Origin of the sequence: Leptotrichia sp. oral taxon 498 (assembly GCF_002240055.1) — a bacterium.
Lineage (GTDB): Bacteria > Fusobacteriota > Fusobacteriia > Fusobacteriales > Leptotrichiaceae > Leptotrichia > Leptotrichia rugosa.
The window spans coordinates 1,554,704-1,577,726 of the sequence record NZ_CP016753.1; the positions used below are offsets into that span (position 1 = coordinate 1,554,704).

The following is a 23,023-nucleotide window of genomic DNA, read 5'->3' on the forward strand; positions in this document are numbered from 1 at the left end:
AAGAAAGTTTACCTTTTACAAGTAAAAAATAAATAATAAAACCTGCTTTAGAATTTTTTTTAATAAAAGCAGGCTTTTTATTTTTGATATATCTAAATGTTTAGAAGAATGTTGCTAACAAGTAGTTCCGCCAGTTTCTTTAATATCTTTATCATTTTTTACAATAGCTTCAATTGCAGCAATTAAACCTTTTACAATAGTATTTAATTCCATTGATGGTGTATTTTTTTTATTAATAACTTGTTCTGGTAAAAATGGAATATGAATAAATCCAGATTTTTTGTTTTTGTATTTTTTATTTATTAAATAAAGTGTACCGTAAAGAACGTGATTACATATGAAAGTTCCTGCAGTGTACGAAACTGAAGCTGGAATTTTATTTTTTTGTATGTTTTTTACCATAGCTTTTACAGGCAGATCTACAAAATATGCGTTTTCTCCATCTGGAAAAATTGGCTTATCAATAGTTTGGTTTCCTTCGTTGTCAGGTATTCGGAAATCATCAAGATTTATTCCAACTCGTTCAACGGAAATATCAAATCTTCCGCCTGCTTGTCCGATTGACAAGATAACATCTGGATTGTGCTCTTCAATAGCTTTTTCAATTTTTTTAATAGATTTTCCTTTTACTGTCGGAATTTCCAATTTGATAATTTGTGCTCCTGCAATATTATCAGGCAATTTTTTAACTGATTCGATGGCAGGATTTATGGGCTCACCTCCAAAAGGGTCAAAGCCAGTAACTAATATTTTCATAGTATTTTTTGTATGATTTTATAAAAATAGATTTAATTTATAATTTCATACTCTCCTTTCTAGATTTTTTTTTAATTTACTTGTTTGTAAAAATTTAGAAATCTCAATAAACATAGTATTTTCAGTTTTATTTTACTCCAAATAACAGCAGCATAAGTATAATATGTGTTACAAGCAGTAATAAAGCCATTGGAGCTTGGACTTTTATAATTCCATATTTATCTTTTATTTCCAAAATTGAAGCAGGGACAATATTGAAGTTTGCTGCCATTGGAGTCATAAGAGTTCCGCAATAGCCGGCGGTCATTCCTAAAGCACCAATAACAGCTGGATTTCCACCATTTTTGATAATAAATGGGATTCCAATTCCTGCAGTTATTACTGAAAATGCAGCAAAGGCATTTCCCATAATCATAGTGAATATAACCATTCCAATAGCATAAATAACGATTCCTACAAAGATATTTCCAGTTGGAACAACAGATGAAATGCTGGCGGCTATTACTTTTCCAACTCCAGCTTTAGTGAATACAGCACCTAATGCAGCAAGAAGCTGTGGCAAAATGGCAGTTGCACCAATTTGCATAAGAAGTTTTGAAGTATCTTCATTTGTTTCGCTGAATTTTGGTTTTATGATAATTGCAGCTGCTAGAAGAGCGACAAGTGACCCTCCACCGATACCTAATGCGGGTGGTATAGCAGTTTTTCCAATTTTAAATTGAAGTATTAGAAAAGCGGCAATTCCAATTAATACAGCTGGGATGAAAATTTTATTTTTTAATTTTTCACTTTGTGCGATTTTGAATTGTGAAGAAATATTTTCAAATTTTCCAATATGTAATTGTTTTGTTACAGTAATTATGGCAAGAATTACAAGAAGTCCGCCAGTAACCTTATATGGAATAGCTTCTCCAAAAATAAATATTATCCCAAGAATAGTCCAAAACAAAAATGTTCCTATTTTTGCCTTTTCATTTTTCAATCCTCTAATTCCAGTACTTATACTGACAAGTCCGCAAAGAATATAAATAATTTGTGTCAAAAGTTTTAAAAGAACTTTTATTTCCATTATTTTTTACCTCCTTTGCTCAAAATTATTTTTTTGTCATAAATATATACTTGAATAAAAGTAAAGATTATTGCAATTATTCCAATTGGTATTGAAGATAGCGCCAATTGCTTCAAAGATACAGCATATCCATTTTCCTTCAGTGTAGTCTGAATCAAAAGAAGTCCCGATGCACCGACAAATATGTTTTGTGAAAAGAAATTTCCATAATTTTCAATTGCAGCACTTAAACTTTTTAATTCTTCAGTTTGCTTTTCTGATAAATCCTTATTTTTATGAGCTTTTGCAGCAGCTTCAGACATTGGGTAAATAAGAGGACGTATAAACTGAATATGCCCACCAATTCTAATTGACAATGCACTCGCAATCGAACGGATTACCATATAAAGTCCTAAGATTCTACCAGCAGTTGCATTTTTTAATTTTTCAATTAAAGCTGCACTTCTTTCTCTAAGTCCATATCTTTCAAGCACTGCAATAACTGGCAAACTAATCAAAAAAATTGACATAAGTCTATTATCCACAAAAGCCTTTCCAATAATTCCAAGAATTTCAAAAAAATTCATTTTTGCAGCAATTCCAGTAGCTATACCAGCAGTAAGCACCACAGCCAGCACATCTAGCTTCAAAGAAAATCCCGCTACAATAATAACAATACCAATAAGTATCCATAAATTCATAAGTATTCCTCCTAATAAAGTTTATTATTTTTTTAAAATTATCATATAATCTTAATATGATTTTACCTTGAAATAGTGAAAATGCAATAGTTTTAGAGAAAAAATAGATTTCTAATTTTATACTGCTTTTTAAGTTTTGAAAAATAGACAATAAAATTAGTTTTAAATATTTTAAAGGATTGCATAGTAAAATGGGAAAAAAAATCAATATTTAAAAAAAGTTTTGTACTGAAAATAAATTTTATGTGAAACTATGGTATAATATTAACAAAAAATAAATTATGAATAGATATAAGGAGAAAGAAGTGGCAAATACAAAAGAATCAAATGAAACGGCACAAAGAGCAGAATTGCATCGTAAAATCTGGGCAATTGCAGATAATGTGCGTGGAGCGGTGGATGGTTGGGATTTTAAGCAATATATTTTGGGAATATTATTTTATAGATTTATTTCGGAAAATATGACAGAGTTTTTTAACAAAGCAGAACATGAAGCTGGAGATTTGGAGTTTAATTATGCGGATATTTCTGATGAAGAAGCCGAAGAAGATTTTAGAGCTGGTACTGTGGAAGATAAAGGATTTTTTATTTTACCAAGTCAACTTTTTGAAAATATAGTAAAAACAGCGAGAACCAATGAAAATTTAAATACAGATTTAGCAAATATTTTTAAAGCTATTGAAGCAAGTGCTGTTGGATTTGAGTCGGAAGATGATATTAAAGGATTATTTGAAGATGTCGACACTACGAGTAACCGTTTAGGTGGAACAGTTGCTGAAAAAAATACAAGATTAGCAGATATTTTAACAGGAATTTCTGAAATTAATTTTGGGAGTTTTCAGCATAATGATATAGATGCTTTTGGAGATGCTTATGAGTATCTGATTTCAAATTATGCCAGCAATGCAGGTAAATCAGGAGGAGAATTTTTTACTCCACAAACTGTTTCAAAACTTTTGGCACGGCTTGTGATGGAAGGAAAAGACAGCATAAATAAAGTTTATGATCCAACATGTGGAAGTGGTTCGTTGCTACTACAAATGAAAAAGCAGTTTGAGGAACATATTATTGATGAGGGATTTTTTGGACAGGAAATAAACATGACTAACTTTAACTTGGCTCGTATGAATATGTTTTTACACAATGTAAACTACAATAATTTTTCAATAAAACGTGGAGATACTTTACTTAAGCCGTTGCATAATGATGAAAAACCTTTTGATGCAATTGTTTCAAATCCGCCATATTCGATTAAATGGATAGGAGACGGAGATCCGACACTTATTAATGATGAACGATTTGCACCAGCAGGAAAACTTGCACCAAAATCTTATGCAGATTATGCGTTTATAATGCATTCATTAAGTTATTTGTCAAGCAAAGGAAGAGCAGCAATAGTATGTTTTCCAGGTATTTTTTATAGAAAAGGCGCAGAAAAAATTATTCGTAAATATTTAATAGACAACAATTTTGTAGATTGTGTAATACAGCTTCCAGAAAACCTGTTTTTTGGAACATCAATAGCGACTTGTATTTTAGTAATGGCAAAGAATAAGACAGAAAATAAAACGTTATTTATTGATGCAAGTAAGGAATTTAAAAAAGAAACGAATAATAATATTTTACAACCTGAAAATATTGAAAAAATAGTAAGTGAATTTAGAGAAAAAACTGATGTAGAATATTTTGCAAGATTGGTTGATAATAGTGAAATAGCTGAAAATGACTATAATTTGTCAGTTTCAACTTATGTGGAAAAGGAAGATACTCGTGAAAAAATAGACATCGATGTGTTGAATAAGGAAATTGAGGAAACAGTAAAAAGAATAGATGAATTAAGGGCTTCTATAAATGAGATAGTGAAGGAGCTTGAAAGCGAATAAGTAAGCAATATTGTGGGTGGGAATTTGTAAAATGTGGTAAAAGACTCTTCTGTTGATTGCCACTCGACAAAATAAAATTGAGGGAAAACGACTAAAAGAGGGAGAGAAATAATGAAATTTATGGAAAAACTTTTAGTGGGGGAAAAGGTTGAGTGGAAGAAACTGGGAGAAGTTTGTTTAGAAAAATTTTGGATAATGCCGGCAACTCCTAAATTTTTAGATAAAGGAATTCCTTATATAACAGGTAAAAATATAAAAAATGGTGAGATTGATTATAAAAATGTCAAATATATATCAAAAGAAATTTATCATTTGATAGCACAAAATAGAAATATAAGAAGTGGAGATATATTAGTTAGTATGATAGGAACTATTGGAGAAATAGGGATAGTGAAAAAGAATACAGATTTTTATGGTCAAAATTTATATCTGCTTAGATTAAATGAAAATTTTATATTAAATAAATATTTCTTTTATTATTTCACACAAATACATATAAAAGATAAACTTATTTCTAAAAAAAATTCATCAAGTCAAGGATATATTAGAGCAGGGCAATTAGAAGAATTAAAAATCCCAATTCCATCAATAGAAACACAAGAAAAAATTGTAAAAATACTTGACAATTTCACAAAATGTGTTACAGAATTACAGGCAGAATTACAGGCAAGAAATAAGCAGTATAACTATTATAGAGATATGTTGTTAAGTGAAGATTACTTGAATAAAATTTCTGAAAAATTTACAGAAAACCAATTTATAGAATGGAAAATATTAGGAGAACTTTTTGAATTTAAAAATGGTTTGAATAAAGGAAAGGATTTTTTTGGAAAAGGAACACCAATTATAAATTATATGGATGTCTATAAAAGGAATAAAATTTATTCAAATGATTTGATAGGTTTAGTAGAAACAACAGAAAATGAACAAAAAAGATATAGTATAAAAAGAGGAGATGTTTTTTTTACTAGAACTTCTGAAACAAAAGAAGAAATAGGAAAAACATCAGTTTTATTAGATGATGTTGAAAAGGGAGTTTTTAGTGGATTTGTATTAAGAGCAAGACCAATTACAGAATTATTATTACCAGAATATTGTGCTTATTGTTTTGAAACATATGAATTTAGAAAAAATGTTATCAGATATAGCACGTATACAACTAGAGCATTAACAAATGGGACAACACTTTCAAATTTAAAAATACCAGTCCCTTCAATAGAAATCCAAAATAAAATTGTAAAAATTTTAGATAGATTTCAGGAACTTCTTTCTGATACAAAAGGATTATTGCCTTTGGAAATAGAACAAAGAAGAAAACAATATGAATATTATCGAGAAAAACTCTTGACATTTGAAAGTGAAGAAGTGTATGCTCTAAGAACAGAACAGAACAGAACAGAACAGAACAGAACAGAACAGAACAGAACAGAACAGAACAGAACAGAACAGAACAGAACAGAACAGCGACAAATAACGAGTGAATTTTTTGAATTACTTAAAGAAGCAGCAAAAATTGCTGGAGTTGATATAAGTGATAAAGTTGAGTGGAAAACATTGAGAGAAATAGCAAAATATTCAAAAGATAGAATATCATTTGAATATTTAAATAAAAAAAACTATGTTGGAGTAGAAAATTTATTAAAAAATAGATTAGGCAAAATAGATTCAAATAATGTTCCCGCAGAGGGGACTTTAATAAAATTCAATATTGGAGATATTCTAATTGGAAATATAAGACCATATTTAAGAAAAATATGGTTTGCTGATGTTGAAGGAGGAACAAATGGAGATGTTTTAGCAATCAAGGTAAAAAATAAGAATAAAATATTATCTGAATTTCTTTATCAACTTTTATCAGATGAGAAGTTTTTTGATTATAACATCAAATATTCAAAAGGAGCAAAAATGCCACGTGGGGACAAAGAAAAAATAATGGAATATAAAATCCCGCTACCTCCACTGCCAGTACAAGAATATATCGTATCAATTCTGGATAAATTTGATGCTTTAGTCAATGATTTATCACAGGGATTACCAAAAGAAATAGAATTAAGACAGAAACAGTATGAATATTACAGGGAAAAATTATTGGATTTTGAAAAATAGACATTTAAAAGGGGGAAGATAAAGGAAGTGAGTTTAAATGTCGGAAAAAAATGCGATTTATGAAACATTAACTATTGCTGAGATGACGAATGGAATTATTTTGGCTAATTATGAAGAAATACTTCAAGTTCAAGATACATATCAGAGTGAAAAAGAACTTGAAGATGGGATGATAAGGGATTTAGAAAGTCAAGGGTATGAAAGATTTTATGGGAAGACATCGGAGGAACTTTATAAAAATTTGAAGATTCAAATTGAAAGATTAAATAAAGTTGCTTTTACAGATAAAGAATGGGAAAGATTTTTAGTGGAATATCTTGATTGTCCAAATGACGGAATGATTGAGAAAACTAGAAAGATTCAGGAAAATTATATCTATGATTTTATTTTTGATGACGGACATTTGAAAAATATAAAAATTATTGATAAAAAAAATATACATAATAATATTTTACAGGTTTGTAATCAAATTAAGCAAAAAGGTAAGCATAAAAATCGTTATGATGTAACAGTATTGGTTAATGGATTGCCGCTTGTTCATATAGAATTGAAAAAACGTGGAGTAAGTCTTCATGAGGCATTTAGTCAGATTGATAGATACGGCAAGGAAAGTTTTAATACTGAAAATTCACTTTATAAATTTGTTCAGATTTTTGTAATTTCAAATGGAACGTATACTCGTTATTTTGCAAATACTACGGCACAGAATAAAAATCATTATGAATTTACATGTGAGTGGGCAGATGCGAAAAATAAAGTTATTAGAGATCTTAAAGATTTTACAGCAACATTTTTTGAAAAGCGAACTATTTTAGAAGTTTTGACAAAATATTGTGTTTTTGATTCAAATGATAATTTGCTAATAATGCGACCGTATCAAATAGCAGCAACTGAACGAATTTTGTGGAAGATAGAATCTAGTTATCAAAATAAGAAATGTGGAAAAATTGAAGCTGGAGGATTTATTTGGCATACTACAGGTTCAGGAAAAACTTTGACTTCTTTTAAAACGGCAAAACTTGCTACAGAGCTTGAATATATTGATAAAGTGTTTTTTGTGGTTGATAGAAAAGACTTGGATTATCAGACAATGAAGGAATATCAGAAATTTCAGCCTGATAGCGTAAATGGAAGTAGGGATACAAAGGAACTTAAACGAAGTATAGAAAAACAGGACAATAAAATAGTTGTTACAACAATTCAGAAATTGAATGAATTTGTCAAAAAAAATCCAAGCCATGAAATTTACGATAAACATTGTGTCATAATTTACGATGAATGTCATCGTTCACAATTTGGAGATGCACAAAAAAATATTAGAAAATCTTTTAAAAATTATTATCAGTTTGGATTTACAGGGACACCAATTTTTCCTGAAAATGCTCTTGGAAGTGATACAACAGCTGGAATTTTTGGAGCTCAATTACATAGTTATGTTATAACAGATGCTATTCGTGATAAAAAAGTTTTAAAATTTAAAGTGGATTATAATGATATTAGGGCAAAATTTAAAGCGGCTGAAACAGAAACAGATGATAAAAAGCTCAAGGAACTTGAAAAAAGAATGTTGTTACATCCTGAGAGAATTTCTAAAATAGTAGAATATATTTTAAAAGTATATAATACAAAAACTCATAGAAATGAATATTATAATATAAAACAGAAACGGCTAAACGGATTTAATGCTATATTTGCTGTTCAAAGTGTAGAAGCGGCAAAACTTTATTATGAAGAATTTCAAAAACAGCAAGAAAATTTTCCTGAAGAAAAAAGACTGAAAGTAATGACAATTTATAGTTTTGCTGCGAATGAAGAGCGAAATGCGATAGGAGATATTCCTGATGAAAATTTTGAGCCAAGTGCAATGGAATCGACAGCGAAAGAATTTTTGGATAAAGTGATATCTGATTACAACGATTATTTTAAAACAAATTTTTCAACAAATGGAAACGAATTTCAGAATTATTATAAAGATTTGTCTAAAAAGGTTAAGGATAAAAAAATTGATATTTTAATTGTTGTGGGAATGTTTTTGACAGGATTTGATGCACCAACATTAAATACTTTGTTTGTTGATAAAAATTTGAGATACCATGGATTAATTCAAGCGTTTTCAAGAACAAACCGTATTTTGAATAAAGTCAAAACTTTTGGAAATATTGTATGTTTTAGAGATTTGGAAAAGGCTACAAAAAATGCTATTAAAACTTTTGGAGATGATAATAGTGTAAATATAATTCTTGAAAAAAGTTATAACGATTATATAAATGGATTTAAAGACGAGGAAACAGGGAAATCAGTAAAAGGATATATAAATTTGTGTAATGAAATAGTTGAAAAATTTCCAAAGCCTGTTGAAATTGAAAAAAATCAAGATAAAAAGGAATTTGCAGAATTATTTGGAGAATTACTTAAAACAGAAAATATACTTAAGAATTTCGATGAATTTGAAAATTTTGAGAAAATAATATCAGATAGACAAATGCAGGATATGAAGAGTGTTTATGTGGATATTTGTGAAGACATAAGAAATACTGGAAAAAATGATGAAAATAAAAATGGAGAAGAAGAAATCGATTTTTCTGATATTGAATTTCAAATTGATTTGCTTAAAACAGATGAAATTAATTTAGATTATATTTTAGAGTTAATTTTAGAAAAGACAAAAGAACATGATGATATTGAAACATTGAAATCTGAAATAAGAAGAATTATACGTACAAGTTTAGGAACTAGAGCTAAAGAGAATTTAGTTATAAATTTTATTAACAAAACAGATTTAAAAAAATTGAAAAATAATGGAGAAATTCTTGACGCTTTTTATAAATATGCAAAAGAAGAAAAGAAGGAAAAAATTGATGAATTAGTTAAAGATGAGAATTTAAAGGAAGATTCTAGAAGATTTATTGAAAAATCTATAAATAAAGGTTTTGTTGATTATGCTGGTTCTGAATTAGATAGTATTCTTCCGCCGACTTCACGAAGAAAAGGGGCAAGAGAGGTTAAAAAAAGGACAATATTGCAGAAAATGCAGAGAATAGTAGAAATTTTTATAGGGATTTAAAATAACAAATTCATTGATTATATTAGATATTTATTATTTAAGTTATGATAAATTTAGGGAGAAAATTGCATCAATAGATTGGTGCAATTTATGTTATAAAAAAATTTTTAATTCTTTATTTTTCTCTAATATATTGTATCTCAAAAATTGTTGTTGTCAAGATAAAAAGAATGCTGTATTTAATATTACAATTTATGATGGATAACTTTATAGTATGCGTTTTAGTTATAGTGAATTTGCAGAATTAATATTGGACTTCAGGAAAAAAAATTGATAGAATAAGTTCAAGAAGAATAAACGTACAACTGTAATTAAAAAATGATATATAAAATTAGGAGGGAATATTATGAAATATGTAACTTTAAACAATGGAGTAAAAATGCCAATATTAGGATTTGGAGTATTTCAAATTGATGATATGAAAGAATGTGAGGAAGCAGTCTATAATGCGTTAAAAGCAGGATATAGATTAATTGATACAGCAGCAGCATACGGAAATGAAGAGGCAGTGGGAAGAGCTATAAAAAAAAGTGGTATACCGAGAGAAGAAATTTTTGTTACAACAAAATTATGGGTAAGTGATGTAAATTATGAAAAGGCAAAATTAGCATTTGAAACATCTTTAAAAAAATTGGATTTGGAATATATTGATTTATATTTGATACATCAGCCATTTAATGATGTTTATGGAGCTTGGAGAGCGATGACAGAGCTGTATAAGGAAGGGAAAATAAAGGCGATTGGTGTAAGTAATTTTTATCCTGACAGACTTGTTGATTTTATTTTGAATAATGAAGTAGTGCCAGCTGTAAATCAGGTGGAAACACATCCTTTCAATCAGCAGGTCAAAGCAAATGAAATAATGAAGGAATATGGAGTTCAAATAGAATCATGGGGACCTTTTGCAGAAGGGAAAAATGGAATATTTACAAATGAAATTTTATCTAAAATTGGTAAAAAATACAATAAATCTGTGGCTCAGGTAGTTTTAAGATGGTTAATTCAGAGAAATATAATTGCAATACCTAAATCAACAAGAAAAGACAGAATTGAAGAAAATTTCAATGTATTTGACTTTGAATTGAACAGTGAGGATATGGGAAAAATATCTGAACTTGATAAAAAGGAAAGTTTATTTTTAAACCATGATGATGTAGAAATAGTAAAATGGCTTAATGGAAGGAAATAATAAAAATACGAGGGAGATTTCTTCCCTCTTATTTTTTAAAAATTTTTACTAAAACTATCAAAAAGTTTCTCAATTTCATTTTTTATATTTTTCTTACAGACACAGTAGAAAGTCATTTTTGCTTCCTTGTCAGCAATAGGAATTGAAATATTATTTTTGAAATTGTCTTCACGTTCAAGCGTGAAATTTGAACGGAAATGCAGTAGATTTTGCATTTCAGCTAATTCCTGATAAATAATCCTGTCATTTTGAATAAGGAAGTTCATATTAGGCATTTTTTCTAAAACTACATCCTTCCATATTCCTATTGGATTGAATAAGAGCATTCTGTCATCTGTAATATCTGAAAAATGTATTTTCTTCTTTTTAGCCAGCGGATGACTTAGAGGAACTGATAAAAATAATTGTTCAGTTTTATATTTTATGCAGAAAAATTCAGAATTATTAATAGGCTCAGAAAGTATAATCATCTGATAAATGTCATTTTTAAGTTTTTCAAATAGCTGAAGATTATTTTCTATTTTATGAAGAATATATTTTTCAGGATAAAATCTTCCAAATAATGAAATCATATCCCACAATGGAGCGGGAGCACATGAACCAATTGAAAAATTATTTTGAATCTGATTATTTTTATTAACTTTTTCTTCCATTTCATCTACAAGATTCAATATTTTTTCTGCATACTGGATAACAGTTTTTCCATTTTCATTTAATTCCATCTTATTTTTTTTCCTGTCAAAAAGTTCAACCCCTAAAGTTTTTTCTAGCTTTTGTATCGAACGGGAAAGTGCAGGCTGTGAAATATACAACTTTTCAGCAGCTTTTGATAATGTTCCATATGTTGCAAACGCAATAAGCTGTTTAAGTTGTTCCAATTCTATCATATTAATCACCTCATATAATTTTTATTTCTAGTATGCATTTTAATTATAGCACATTTTCTAAACGGTATTGTACTTTTATCTTAAATTTTAGTATTATAACTACATGAAGATAAGGAAATAAAAATAAGAAAATGAAGGAGATTATATATGAAAAAAAATTTAATATTATTAATGGCAATAGGGATATTATCAGCAACTGCAAGTTTTGGATTTCAGAAGCCTGTAACAATTAAAGAACAGGGAAGTTTTATGGCAGGGGGAACAGTTGTAACATCACCGGGAGAATATAAAGATTCGGAGCCTATGAATTTTGATGGGGAAACATTACATGGAGATCATGCTTATGTATTTTATCAAAAGCCAGTAAAAACAAAAAAGAATAGTATTGTATTTTTACATGGGTATGGACAGTCAGGAAAAAGTTGGGAAAGTACACCAGATGGAAGAGATGGATTTCAAAATATATTTTTGGAAAAAGGATACAGCACATATATTGTTGACCAGCCTAGACGTGGTAGAGCTGGACAGTCAACAGTTCCAAGAAATTTAACAGCAAGACCGGATGACCAGCTTTGGTATAACAATTTTCGTATAGGGCAATGGCCAGGAATATATGATAATGTTTCTGTACCAAGAGATAATGAATCTCGTGAGCAATTTTTTAGACAAATGACTCCTGATACTGGAGATTTTGACCAAAAAGTTATAAGTGATGCGATGGTAAAAGTTTTTGAAAAATCAGGAAATGGAGTTTTAGTAACTCATTCTGCTGGTGGAGGACCTGGTTGGGACACTGCCATAGCTTCTGACAAAGTAAAAGGAGTAATTGCATTAGAACCTGGAACTTTCCCATTTCCAAAAGGAAAATTACCAGAAGTTGAAAAAACAACAAGTCCATTTCCAGCTAGTGGCTATGAAGTGTCTGATGCTGAATTTAAAAAATTAACTAAAATTCCAATAGTTGTATATTTTGGTGATAATATTCCAACTGAATTAACTGATAACTGGGGTTTAGATAATTGGAGAATAAGAGTAAATTTAGCTAAAAAATGGGAAAAAATGATGAATGAAGCAGGTGGAGATGTAAAAGTTGTAATGCTACCTGATATAGGAATAAAAGGAAGTACACACTTTATGATGGCAGATTTAAATAATAGAGAAGTAGCAAATGCCATGGAAAAATGGATGAAAGAAAAAGGATTAGCAAAATAAAAATAGCAGAGTAATAAAAGCACATGAAAATCTTGATAAAGTTCATGTGGAATTAAAAAATGCTAAAATAAATAATTTTGACTCTTAAAATAAAATTTGGAAAGAAAAGAATGAAAAAAATAAAAAAATATATATTAACTTTTATAATTTTTTTACTGGGAGGAAATTTAATTATGGCAAATTCAGTAAATAATCTAAGTATTACTAAAAAAGAAAATTTAAAATATATCAAAGCAGATCCAAAATATTTTTCAGGAGAAGCAGAGTTTGCAATCTTACCACAAATTGATATATCTAAGGATAGTGTTGCAATAGTAGATTTTGAAGTTGGAGTAGTTAACAATTGGCATTCACATTCAAAAGGGCAATATTTATATATAACTGAGGGAGAAGGTAGAGTTCAAGAATGGGGTAAGGAAATTCAATATGTAAAGAAAGGTGATGTTGTATGGATACCAGCAGATGTAAAACATTGGCATGGAGCTGGGGAAACAACTTCAATGTCCCACTTAGTAATAACACCTGATACTGAAAATAATACAACTACTTGGTTTGAAAAAGTTGAATTAAATGAAAAACCAACAGAAGAAAGATTGAAAATTTCTATTGAGAAACATAAACAAAATACTTCTTTGACAGAAAAACAACTAGCTATTGTTTCAATAGCAGCTAATACGGCAAAAGGAGATTTAAATAAATTAAAAGTAGCTTTGAATAAGGGATTAGATAAAGGTTTAACTATTAATGAAATAAGAGAAATTTTAAATCATCAATATGCTTATATAGGTTTTCCAAGAGCACTAAATGGAATGCTTACTTTAAATAAAGTGTTAGAAGAAAGAAAAGTTAATGGTAAAAAAGATATTGAAGGGAAAGTTCCTACAAATAAGGGGGATATAAATTACTATGAATATGGAACAGAAACTTTAAGTATTTTATCTCAAAGAGATAGCAGTGGATTATTACAAAATTTTGATGGAGTTGACTATGCTTTAAAGGCACATTTATTTGGTTATTTATTTAGTAGAGATAATTTAAACTATGTAAATAGAGAATTAACAACAGTTTCAACCATTTCCACAATATCAGGTGGAGAGGCACAATTAGCTTCACATGTTAATTTAATAAGTAATCTAGGAATTAAAAAAAGTGATTTAGAAAAAGTTGTAAATATTTTAAATAAAGAAGTTGATAGTGATTCATCTAATAGATTAAAAGGAGTTGTTGAAAAATGAAAAAAATGTTATTAGTAGCTTTATTTTTATTACAAATTGGAACTGGAAATTTATTATTTTCTGAAACAAATGAAAATAAAAATGTAGTTAAAAAAATTGAAAATACTGTAAATCAAAATACTAATACAATAGCTACAACAGAAAGTGGAAAAATACAAGGATTTATTCAAGATGAAATATATACTTACTTAGGCGTACCTTATGCAAGAGCCGAAAGATTTATGGCACCTAAAAAAGTAGAAAAATGGAATGGTATTAAACAAACTGTAACTTTTGGAACATATTTTTCACAAGGTGAGAGTATGGTTTCAAGTGGAGGTTGGTTTGCAGGACCTAAATTAGAGATGAGTGAAAATTCTCATAACTTAAATATATGGACTCCTGGTATAAAAGATGGAAAGAAAAGACCAGTAATGGTATGGTTACATGGTGGAGGTTTTAGAAGCGGTTCATCTGCTGAAAATTATATTTTTGATGGAAAAAATTTAAGTAAAAAAGGAGATGTAGTAGTAGTTTCTGTAAATCATAGATTAAATTCACTAGGTTTCTTAGATTTATCAGCTTATGGAGAAAAATATAAAAATTCTGCCAATGCTGGAATTATGGATTTAGTTGCTTCTCTTGAATGGATAAGAGATAACATAGAAGAATTTGGAGGAGATCCTAATAATGTAACTATATTTGGAGAGTCAGGAGGAGGAGCAAAAGTTTTAACTCTTATGGCAACACCAGCTGCAAAAGGTTTATTCCACAAAGCTATATCTGAAAGTGGTGCAGTGGAAGAAATGGGTATGACACTTTTACCTGAAAAAACAACTAGAAGAGTTGCAGAATTAACTCTTGAAAATTTAGGATTAAATGCAAAAAATGTAGATGAAATTCAAAAAATACCTTATGAAAAAGTTATGGAAGCAACAGAAAAAGCCTTAGCAAAAACAGCTGAGGAACAAGGTTATAAAAATGTTTTAACTGGACAACCAGGACTTGATTGGGCACCTAAATTAGATAGCTATATTCCAGTAGAACCTGTAGGAGAAAAATATTCAGAACAATCAAGAGATATTCCTTTATTAATAGGTACTAACTTAACAGAATGGGAAACAATGCCATTTGTATTATCAAATAATAAAGTTGAAAATAAAAATACTTTTACTAATGCAGAAATAAAAAAGAAAATGCAAGAAAAATATGGTGATAGAGCAGAAGCAATAGCGAAAGAATTTAAAAAGGCTTATCCAGAAAGAAAAGCAGTAGATGCACTTTATGTTGATGCTTTATTAAGAAAACAAACATTGAAAACAACAAGATTAAAAGCAGATCAAAATGGAGCACCAGTATATAGTTATATTTTTGCTTGGGATAATCCTATGATTGATGGTATGGCAATGTCTTTTCATACAGCAGAAATTCCATTTGTATTTAATAATATAGATAAAGTTGAAGGAACTTTAAAAGGTAGAGGAAAGGATGCCTATAAATTAGCAGGAAAAATTAGTCAAGCTTGGATAAATTTTGCAAGAACAGGGAATCCTAATGCAGAAGGTTTACCAAAATGGTTACCATATAATACTAAAAATGGAGCAGTTATGATTTTTGATGATAAGTCAGAAGTTAAATATAAACATGATGAGGAGTTAATGAAATTATTAGCACCTGACTATAATTTCTAAAATATTATGAGAAGACTGAGTATATTAATTTTAATTATTATTAACTTTTTCTATATAAAAACTATAGAAGCAAGTGTTGGAGGAGAAAAAATGTTAAAAAAAGAATACTTAAATAAAGATAGTACAATAAAAGAACTTTTAACTTATCCAAGTATAAAAGAGTTTTCAAAATTTATTTTACCTCTTGAACATGGTTACAATCCAAACTCAAAATTAAAAGATATAGCTTATTTATTACCATATCATAATAATATAAATACTGATACAACTTTAAAGAGTATTAATTATATAATTGATAGAAGTGAAAAGGGTGAAGAGATATTCTATAAAATTTATACCGATAAAGAAATAAAAGAAGATAAGAGCAAAGCAAATACAGGAATATTTTTCTTTAAAGGAAATAAAAATGCACCTTTTGCTATAATCAATGCGGGTGGAGGATTTTCCTATGTTGGTTCTATACATGAGGGTTTTCCTTATGCAATAGAATTAAATAAAAGAGGTTATAATGCTTTTGTTTTACAATATAGAGTTGAAGATGGTTATAGGGCAACTCAGGACCTAGCAAGAGCAATATCATATATAATTGAAAATAAAGATTTATTTGAAGTTGATATAAATAATTACTCTTTATGGGGAAGTTCAGCAGGAGCTAGGATGGTTGCAGCAATTGGCTCAAGAGGTTTAGTTTCTTTTGGAGAAAAAAATTATACTAAACCCAATACAATAGTTATGCTTTACACAGGATTAGCTAGTTTTACACTAAATGATCCTCCTACATTTATGGCAGTTGGTGACAGAGATGGAATTGCTAATCCAAGAGTTGTTGAAAATAGATTTAATGAAATGAAAAAAGCAGGCTTAAAAGTAGAATTTCATAAATATAAAAATGTAGAGCATGGCTTTGGATTAGGCATTGGAACTTCAGCAGAAAATTGGATAGATAGTGCTATAAAATTTTGGGAAAAGCAAAGTGTAAGATATGAAAAGTGACTAACTTATGGTTGAGGGTATGGCAATGTCTTTCCACACAGCAGAAATTCCATTTGTATTTAATAATATAGATAAGATTGAAGGACTTATAAAAGGTAGAGGAAAGGATGCCTATAAATTAGCAGGAAAAATTAGTCAAGTTTGGATAAATTTTGCAAGAACAGGGAATCCTAATGCAGAAGGTTTACCAAAATGGGAACCATATAATCGTAAAAATGGGACAATTATGATTTTTAACGATAAGTCAGAAATAAAACATAAACATGATGAAGAGTTAATGAGATTATTAGCACCTGGCTATAATTTCTAAAATTATTATCAATTATGACATTTTTAATAGGAGGTATGGCAATGGCAAATTATAGAAATAATCCTTTTACATTTGTATATGATGGAGCGATTACAAAAAATGAAAAAGGAAAGGTAAATGTAGAAAAAGTAAGTTATAAAATTAATGGAATTGATATTGCAGCTAATGTATACAAACCTGCAAGTTATACTCCAAATGGTAAATTTCCAGCAATAGTAGTGGCACACCCAAATGGTGGAGTTAAAGAACAAGTTGCAGGGTTATATGCACAAAAATTAGCAGAACAAGGATATGTTACAATAGCTTTTGATGCTGCTTATCAAGGAGCAAGTGGAGGAAAACCTCGTTATGTAGATAAACCTGCAAATCGTATGGAAGATATAAGAGCTGCAGCTGATTTCATAACTCAATATCCTGGTGTAGATAAAAATAGATTAGGTTTATTAGGAATTTGTGGTGGAGGTGGCTACTCAATAAAAGTAGCACAAACAGATAAGAGATTTAAAACTGTAGCGACTGTAAGTATGTTTAATACAGGTGATGTTAGACGTAATGGATATAATCGTACACAAATGGATACTATACAAACTCGTTTAAAAGATGCTTCAGATGCAAGAGCACAAGAAGCAGCAGGTGGAGAAGTTAGATACACACCAGCTTTTGCAGATGGAATGACAAAAGAAGAAATAGCAGCATTACCATTTGAACTATATAGAGAAGGTTATGAATATTATGGAATAACTCATAAACATCCAAATTCTCAAACTAATAATACAGTTAGTAGCTTATTAGATTTAATGTCTTTTGATGTTAACACTAATGTAGATTTGATAAATCAACCATTATTAATGATAGCTGGAGATAAGGCTGATAGTTTATATATGACAGAAGAAGTTTTTAAAAATGCAACTGGAACAAATAATAAAGAATTATTTTTAGTAAAAGGTGCAACTCATATTCAAACTTACTGGAAGCCTGAGTTTGTGAAAGAAATTAGTGGAAAATTGACACAGTTTTATAATAAAAATTTATAAAACAAAGAATATAGAGTATATTTAAAAATAAAACAGGAGGCAAAAAAATGAAAAATTTTGTAAATAGAAATAGATTTTGTAAAGTAATTTTAAATATGGCGGTATTATTTGGATTTATTGCATGTGGAAATAATTCTTCATCAGTAAATAACCAAAATTCAAGAAAAAACGGAAATGCAAAAAAAGGGAACGGAAAAGTCTTAGTTGTATATTATTCACAGACAGGTACAACTGAAGGAGTTGCTAAAATTATTGCGAGAGAAACGAATGCAGATTTGGTTAAATTGGAAGTAAAAAACGAGTATACAAGTGATGATTTGAATTGGACTGATGAAAATAGTAGAGTTAACAGAGAACATGATAACCCAAATAGTAGAAATGTAGAATTGAAAAATGCGGTTATTCCTGATTTTTCTTCATATGATACCGTATTTATCAGGTATCCGATTTGGTGGAGAGAGGCTTCCTGGGTTCTGGATGATTTTGTTAAGAAAAATGATTTTACTGGAAAAACTGTAATTCCGTTTGGTACATCAATGTCAACAGGAGATGGGACTAGCGGAAACAGATTGAAAAAATTGACAAAAACAGGAAACTGGGTTGATGGACAAAGATTTTCCAGCAGTTATAATGAATCTGAGGTTGTAGATTGGGTGAAAAGCTTAAAATACTGAATAGAAACTGGAGATGCAGAGTGGTTTGAAGAAGTTTCAGATAAAGAATATGAAAAACTGAAAATTGAATTTTCTACTGATTTATGATACAATTGTACTATTATTATAAAATCATGGAATGGAGTTTGATTATGAATAAGGAAAGACTTGCAGCTTTTATGGATGCCGTACTTGCAATTATTATGACAATTCTTATATTAGAACTGAAAAAACCTGAAACAGCAACTTTAAAAGCACTTTGGAATCTGAGAGTAGATTTTTTTGCATATACGCTTTCATTTTTCTGGCTTGGAACAATGTGGGTAAATCTGCATAATGAATGGCATAAAATAAAATATATTACACCGTTAATTGTCTGGGTAAATGTAGTACTACTTTTCTTTTCCTCATTTTTTCCATATGTGACTTCTTTTGTCACTTCATATTATAACAGTAGTGTAGCGCAAGGATTTTATGGCATAATAGTTTTGGCTGTTACATTCTGCAACATAATCTCGTTGTATCTGATAGAAAAGGTGAATAAACATGATAAAGAATTGCAGGAATCATTAAAAACAATGATAAGATGGATAAAAGTTGATATAAGTATAAAAATAATTGGGTTAATAATATCGTGTATATTTTATCCGCCAGCAATGATGATAAGTGTTTATATTACTTTATTTGGAATTGCATTTCCGGAACAGTATAAGGCAATAAAAAGAAGAAGGGATTAATAGGAAAATCTAATACTGATCATGAAAATGTAAAGCATTGGCATGGAGCAACGAAAGACAGCTGGTTTTCACATATTGCCATTACAGCTGGAGATGCAGAGTGGTTTGAAGAAGTTTCAGATGAAGAATATGAAAAACTGAAAATTGAATTTTCTACTGATTTATGATACAATTGTACTATTATTATAAAATCATGGAATGGAGTTTGATTATGAATAAGGAAAGACTTGCAGCTTTTATGGATGCCGTACTTGCAATTATTATGACAATTCTCATATTAGAGCTAAAAAAGCCTGAAACAGCAACTTTAAAAGTCCTTTGGAATTTAAGAGTAAATTTTTTTGCATATACGATTTCATTTTTCTGGCTTGGAACAATGTGGGTAAATCTGCATAATGAATGGCATAAAATAAAATACATTACACCGGCAGTTGTCTGGGCAAACGTAGTTTTACTGTTTTTTTCTTCGTTTTTTCCTTATGTGACTTCTTTTGTCACTTCATATTACAACAGTAGTGTAGCACAAGGATTTTACGGGATAATAGTTCTGGCTGTTACATTTTGTAATATAATTTCTGGGCATTTGATAGGAAAAGCAAATAGAAACGATGAGAAACTACAGGAATCATTAAAAATAAGGATGAGATGGTTAAGTATTGATACAATTATAAAAATTATAGGGTTAATAATATCGTGCACCTTTTATCCGCCTGCAATGATGACAAGTGTTTATATTACTTTACTTGGAATTGTACTTCCCGCACAATATAAGGCGGCAAAAAGAAGAAAATAAACAATAGTATTCTTCTTCTTGACTTCACTTTGAAACAAGGATATACTTTATTGAGTAGAAATTAACAAAATGAAGCTGGAATAGATATTATGAGAAAATTACGTAAAGAATGAGGAATGACCTATCCTGAAGAAGAATAGAAAAGGAGATATTTTGTTATGAGAAAAATAACGAATTTTGTATTGTTTATGGTATGTTTTTTTCATTCAATACTGCTGTGTATGCTGTAGCTAAGGTAAATTCTGTAATACAGGAAATAAGAAATGAAAATGATTCACAGATGAGAGAAGAAGATGAAGAGATTAGGAGATTTAAATTGAATTTTTTAGGAAATAGGTTATAAGTTTAAAATAAAAGTGATATTAGCTTAAAATTTGTAATATCACTTTATAGGGTGTGTACAAAATTTTTGGTGCAGTATACTTATTTTTTCTTATATTTATTTCCATATTCGTTCATTAAATCAAAAATAGGTTTTAGTTCACTACCTTTCTTTGTAAGAGAATATTCTACTTTTGGTGGAACAACTGGATATACTTTTCTTGTAACTATTCCATCACTTTCAAGTTGTCTTAAGTTTTCAGTTAAAACTTTTGCACTGATTCCAACTATAGATTTTGTTAATTCATTATATCTTTTTGTACCAGTTAATAAATCCCTCAATATTAGTATTTTCCATTTATTAGCTATCATTGAAGCAGTATATTCAACTGGACATTCTGTATATATTTTTCTCATAAAATCACCTCTTGCATTCATTATACCATCATATGGTACTTTAAGTAAGTACAAAAAAAAGAGCTGTCTCAAAATAGTAAAATTTTAAATAATTCAAAAATACAGCTCCCACATTATTTTTTAAATTTTCTTTTTGAGACAAACCCTATTAATATATAATACCATCATTTTCAGTATATGAAGTTAATGAATTTTCTTTTACTTGAACACATACATAGCTGATACCTTCATCATCTGCGGCTGCAAATTGTCTTTTACCATTAGGGGATATTTTAATTACATTTCCTTTTTTTATTTTAACAACTTCACCATCTATTGTCAGAGTACCTTTACCCTCTGTAATTATGTATATTTCCTCATTTTCTTTATGCGAATGAACAAATGGTACGCTTACACCTGCAGGTAAACTGTTAAAACTTACTTCCGCTCCTGTTAATCCTAATGTTTGATGGAATTCTGTTCTTGCTCCATCCGCAATTCCTATTGAATAATTTTTCATATATGATTCCTCCTTTTTCTTTTGTATGTTTATTTTATAACATAATGAAACAAATGGCAAGAATGCACTTTTTTGTTATATAGTTACCTTTTGGTATAAATTGTGGAAATATAAAGAAAAATGATTGAATAAATCTTAAAAATAGCTCTATACACAGATTATATAATATATTACGACAAATAAAAAATGGAACGAAAAGATTTTCGTTGCAAAAAAAGTAGAAATGAAGTATAATTAATTTATAAAATGTTATTTTAAATTAAATATATGGATTGCAGTTATTTTTATGAATTTAAATAAAGTTATGATTAGAAGAATGGATGGTTTAAATGAGAAAAGATTATGAGGCAATTGAAATAGAAAATGAGAAATTAGAATTTAAGTTTTTAGAAAAGAAAATGAAAGAAGTAGTAGGAATAAAAGAACTAAATTTAGATATATTAAAAACATTGAATTTATATGAAAATAAAAAATTTAATATAGCTGCTGAACTTTTTGCAGACAATAATAATAGAAAATTTTCTGGAATCGATATAGTAGTTTTAGGTGAGAATATAGCAGAGAAAAATAGAAATAGGATATTATTTAGGAAAAATATTGAAAAAAAGTCAATACTTGAACAATATTTTGAAGTTATTAGTATATTTGAAAGAGGTTATGAATATGAAGAGATAGAAGGTGCTGAGTGTATAAAAAAAGAAAAAATTTCAAAAGAGGCTTTCAAGGAATCTGTTGCAAGTGCGATAGTTCATAGACTGTGGGATATAAAAGCAAATATAAAAATAGTAATGTCAAATGATAAAATAGAGATTATATTACCAGGAAATTTATCATCGGGAATGTCTGAAGATGAATATATGAGAGGATATACCTCAACTTTGACAAATCCCATAATAGCAAATATTTTTTATCAGCTAAGAATAATTGAAAAATTTGGAATAGGAATAAAAAAAATAAAATATGAATATCGAGAAAATATTGTAAAACCATCTTTTGAGACACATAAAAATAGCATAAGGATAACTTTGCCAATAATTAAAACAGTTCTAAGTAATTTAGTTAATAGAGAAGTAAAAGTTTTTGAAATTCTTAAAAAATATGAAAAATTAAGTAGGAAAGAAATCGAATATTTAAGTGGATATAGCAAATCAAAAGTCATAAGATCAGTAAATAGCTTAATTGAAAAAAGTATTGCTGAACAAGTGTGAAAAGGACGTTCAGTAAAATATCAATTAAAAAAATAGGACAAAAATTAATTTTTTCGTTGCAAAATGAAACGTAAAATGGAATGAAAAACTTTTCGTTGCAAAAATATTATAAAAAAACTTCTACTGAGGAATATTATTTATTTTTCCTAAATTTCAATATTAAATGCAATATTTTTTAAATTTCCTTAAATTTAATTTCATGTAAAAATTTTTCAAATGGTGTTACATAGTTTAAACATTATTTTTATTTTAGAAAAATTTTATGTAAATCTATTAATAGAGATAAATTATCCATAATTAATTTTTA

20 protein-coding genes are annotated in these 23,023 nt (G+C 28.7%); 14 read left to right on the forward strand and 6 right to left on the reverse strand.

Annotated elements, in window-relative coordinates:
- Positions 1-114 precede the first annotated feature (114 nt).
- The 3 genes from pcp to BCB68_RS07815 form a co-directional block, all read right to left on the reverse strand.
- Positions 115-756, reverse strand: a complete 642-nt coding sequence (gene pcp, locus BCB68_RS07805) for a pyroglutamyl-peptidase I (protein ID WP_094080265.1) — start codon at positions 754-756, stop codon at positions 115-117.
- Positions 757-883: 127 nt separating this feature from the next.
- Positions 884-1,825 carry a DUF979 domain-containing protein gene (locus BCB68_RS07810; RefSeq protein ID WP_094080266.1) on the reverse strand — a complete coding sequence of 314 codons (942 nt, stop codon included), beginning with the start codon at positions 1,823-1,825 and terminating at the stop codon, positions 884-886.
- Positions 1,825-2,505: a DUF969 domain-containing protein gene (locus BCB68_RS07815; RefSeq protein WP_094080267.1), complete on the reverse strand. Its 681-nt coding sequence runs from the start codon at positions 2,503-2,505 to the stop codon at positions 1,825-1,827. The genes BCB68_RS07810 and BCB68_RS07815 overlap by 1 nt, the downstream gene beginning before the upstream one ends.
- 305 nt (positions 2,506-2,810) lie before the next feature.
- On the opposite strand from BCB68_RS07815, the gene BCB68_RS07820 reads away from it, so the two are divergent.
- The 4 genes from BCB68_RS07820 to BCB68_RS07835 all read left to right on the forward strand — a co-directional run bounded on the left by BCB68_RS07820 (position 2,811) and on the right by BCB68_RS07835 (position 10,747).
- A complete protein-coding gene (locus BCB68_RS07820; protein WP_237048598.1) occupies positions 2,811-4,388 on the forward strand; it encodes a type I restriction-modification system subunit M in 1,578 nt (525 codons plus the stop codon).
- A 111-nt stretch (positions 4,389-4,499) separates the two neighbouring features.
- Positions 4,500-6,494 carry a restriction endonuclease subunit S gene (locus tag BCB68_RS10720; RefSeq protein ID WP_216639343.1) on the forward strand — a complete coding sequence of 665 codons (1,995 nt, stop codon included), beginning with the start codon at positions 4,500-4,502 and terminating at the stop codon, positions 6,492-6,494.
- 37 nt (positions 6,495-6,531) lie between these two features.
- Positions 6,532-9,558: a type I restriction endonuclease subunit R gene (locus BCB68_RS07830; protein ID WP_094080269.1), complete on the forward strand. Its 3,027-nt coding sequence runs from the start codon at positions 6,532-6,534 to the stop codon at positions 9,556-9,558.
- Positions 9,559-9,904: 346 nt separating this feature from the next.
- Complete coding sequence (locus BCB68_RS07835; protein ID WP_094080270.1) at positions 9,905-10,747, forward strand: aldo/keto reductase; 843 nt, start codon at positions 9,905-9,907, stop codon at positions 10,745-10,747.
- Positions 10,748-10,782: 35 nt separating this feature from the next.
- Here BCB68_RS07835 and BCB68_RS07840 read toward each other — a convergent pair whose 3' ends face one another.
- Positions 10,783-11,634, reverse strand: coding sequence for a LysR family transcriptional regulator (locus BCB68_RS07840; protein WP_094080271.1), 852 nt, complete (start codon positions 11,632-11,634; stop codon positions 10,783-10,785).
- 147 nt (positions 11,635-11,781) lie between these two features.
- Between BCB68_RS07840 and BCB68_RS07845 the strand changes: the two genes are divergently transcribed.
- The 9 genes from BCB68_RS07845 to BCB68_RS07885 all read left to right on the forward strand — a co-directional run bounded on the left by BCB68_RS07845 (position 11,782) and on the right by BCB68_RS07885 (position 20,271).
- Positions 11,782-12,846 carry an alpha/beta hydrolase gene (locus tag BCB68_RS07845; protein ID WP_094080272.1) on the forward strand — a complete coding sequence of 355 codons (1,065 nt, stop codon included), beginning with the start codon at positions 11,782-11,784 and terminating at the stop codon, positions 12,844-12,846.
- A 173-nt stretch (positions 12,847-13,019) separates the two neighbouring features.
- Positions 13,020-14,081, forward strand: a complete 1,062-nt coding sequence (locus BCB68_RS07850) for a cupin domain-containing carboxymuconolactone decarboxylase family protein (RefSeq protein ID WP_237048599.1) — start codon at positions 13,020-13,022, stop codon at positions 14,079-14,081.
- Complete coding sequence (locus BCB68_RS07855) at positions 14,078-15,751, forward strand: carboxylesterase/lipase family protein (RefSeq protein WP_094080274.1); 1,674 nt, start codon at positions 14,078-14,080, stop codon at positions 15,749-15,751. Before BCB68_RS07850 ends, BCB68_RS07855 begins: the two co-directional genes overlap by 4 nt.
- A gap of 90 nt (positions 15,752-15,841) precedes the next feature.
- The gene (locus BCB68_RS07860; RefSeq protein WP_060918423.1) at positions 15,842-16,744 is read left to right on the forward strand and encodes an alpha/beta hydrolase; all 903 of its coding nucleotides are present in this window, start codon (positions 15,842-15,844) and stop codon (positions 16,742-16,744) included.
- A 7-nt stretch (positions 16,745-16,751) separates the two neighbouring features.
- A complete protein-coding gene (locus tag BCB68_RS07865; RefSeq protein WP_094080275.1) occupies positions 16,752-17,054 on the forward strand; it encodes a carboxylesterase family protein in 303 nt (100 codons plus the stop codon).
- A 41-nt stretch (positions 17,055-17,095) separates the two neighbouring features.
- Entirely contained in the window at positions 17,096-18,088 is a 993-nt protein-coding gene (locus BCB68_RS07870) for an alpha/beta hydrolase (RefSeq protein ID WP_094080276.1), read from the forward strand.
- 47 nt (positions 18,089-18,135) lie between these two features.
- Positions 18,136-18,762, forward strand: a complete 627-nt coding sequence (locus tag BCB68_RS07875; protein WP_094080277.1) for a flavodoxin — start codon at positions 18,136-18,138, stop codon at positions 18,760-18,762.
- Between the two features lie 131 nt (positions 18,763-18,893).
- Positions 18,894-19,478 carry a TMEM175 family protein gene (locus BCB68_RS07880; protein WP_094080278.1) on the forward strand — a complete coding sequence of 195 codons (585 nt, stop codon included), beginning with the start codon at positions 18,894-18,896 and terminating at the stop codon, positions 19,476-19,478.
- Between the two features lie 211 nt (positions 19,479-19,689).
- Positions 19,690-20,271 carry a TMEM175 family protein gene (locus tag BCB68_RS07885; RefSeq protein ID WP_094080279.1) on the forward strand — a complete coding sequence of 194 codons (582 nt, stop codon included), beginning with the start codon at positions 19,690-19,692 and terminating at the stop codon, positions 20,269-20,271.
- 423 nt (positions 20,272-20,694) lie between these two features.
- Here BCB68_RS07885 and BCB68_RS07890 read toward each other — a convergent pair whose 3' ends face one another.
- Together BCB68_RS07890 and BCB68_RS07895 are read right to left on the reverse strand one after the other, a co-directional pair.
- Entirely contained in the window at positions 20,695-21,030 is a 336-nt protein-coding gene (locus BCB68_RS07890) for a winged helix-turn-helix transcriptional regulator (RefSeq protein ID WP_269466919.1), read from the reverse strand.
- A gap of 127 nt (positions 21,031-21,157) precedes the next feature.
- A complete protein-coding gene (locus BCB68_RS07895) occupies positions 21,158-21,508 on the reverse strand; it encodes a cupin domain-containing protein (RefSeq protein ID WP_094080280.1) in 351 nt (116 codons plus the stop codon).
- A gap of 329 nt (positions 21,509-21,837) precedes the next feature.
- Between BCB68_RS07895 and BCB68_RS07900 the strand changes: the two genes are divergently transcribed.
- Positions 21,838-22,716, forward strand: a complete 879-nt coding sequence (locus BCB68_RS07900) for an ATP-binding protein (RefSeq protein WP_094080281.1) — start codon at positions 21,838-21,840, stop codon at positions 22,714-22,716.
- Positions 22,717-23,023 lie beyond the last annotated feature (307 nt).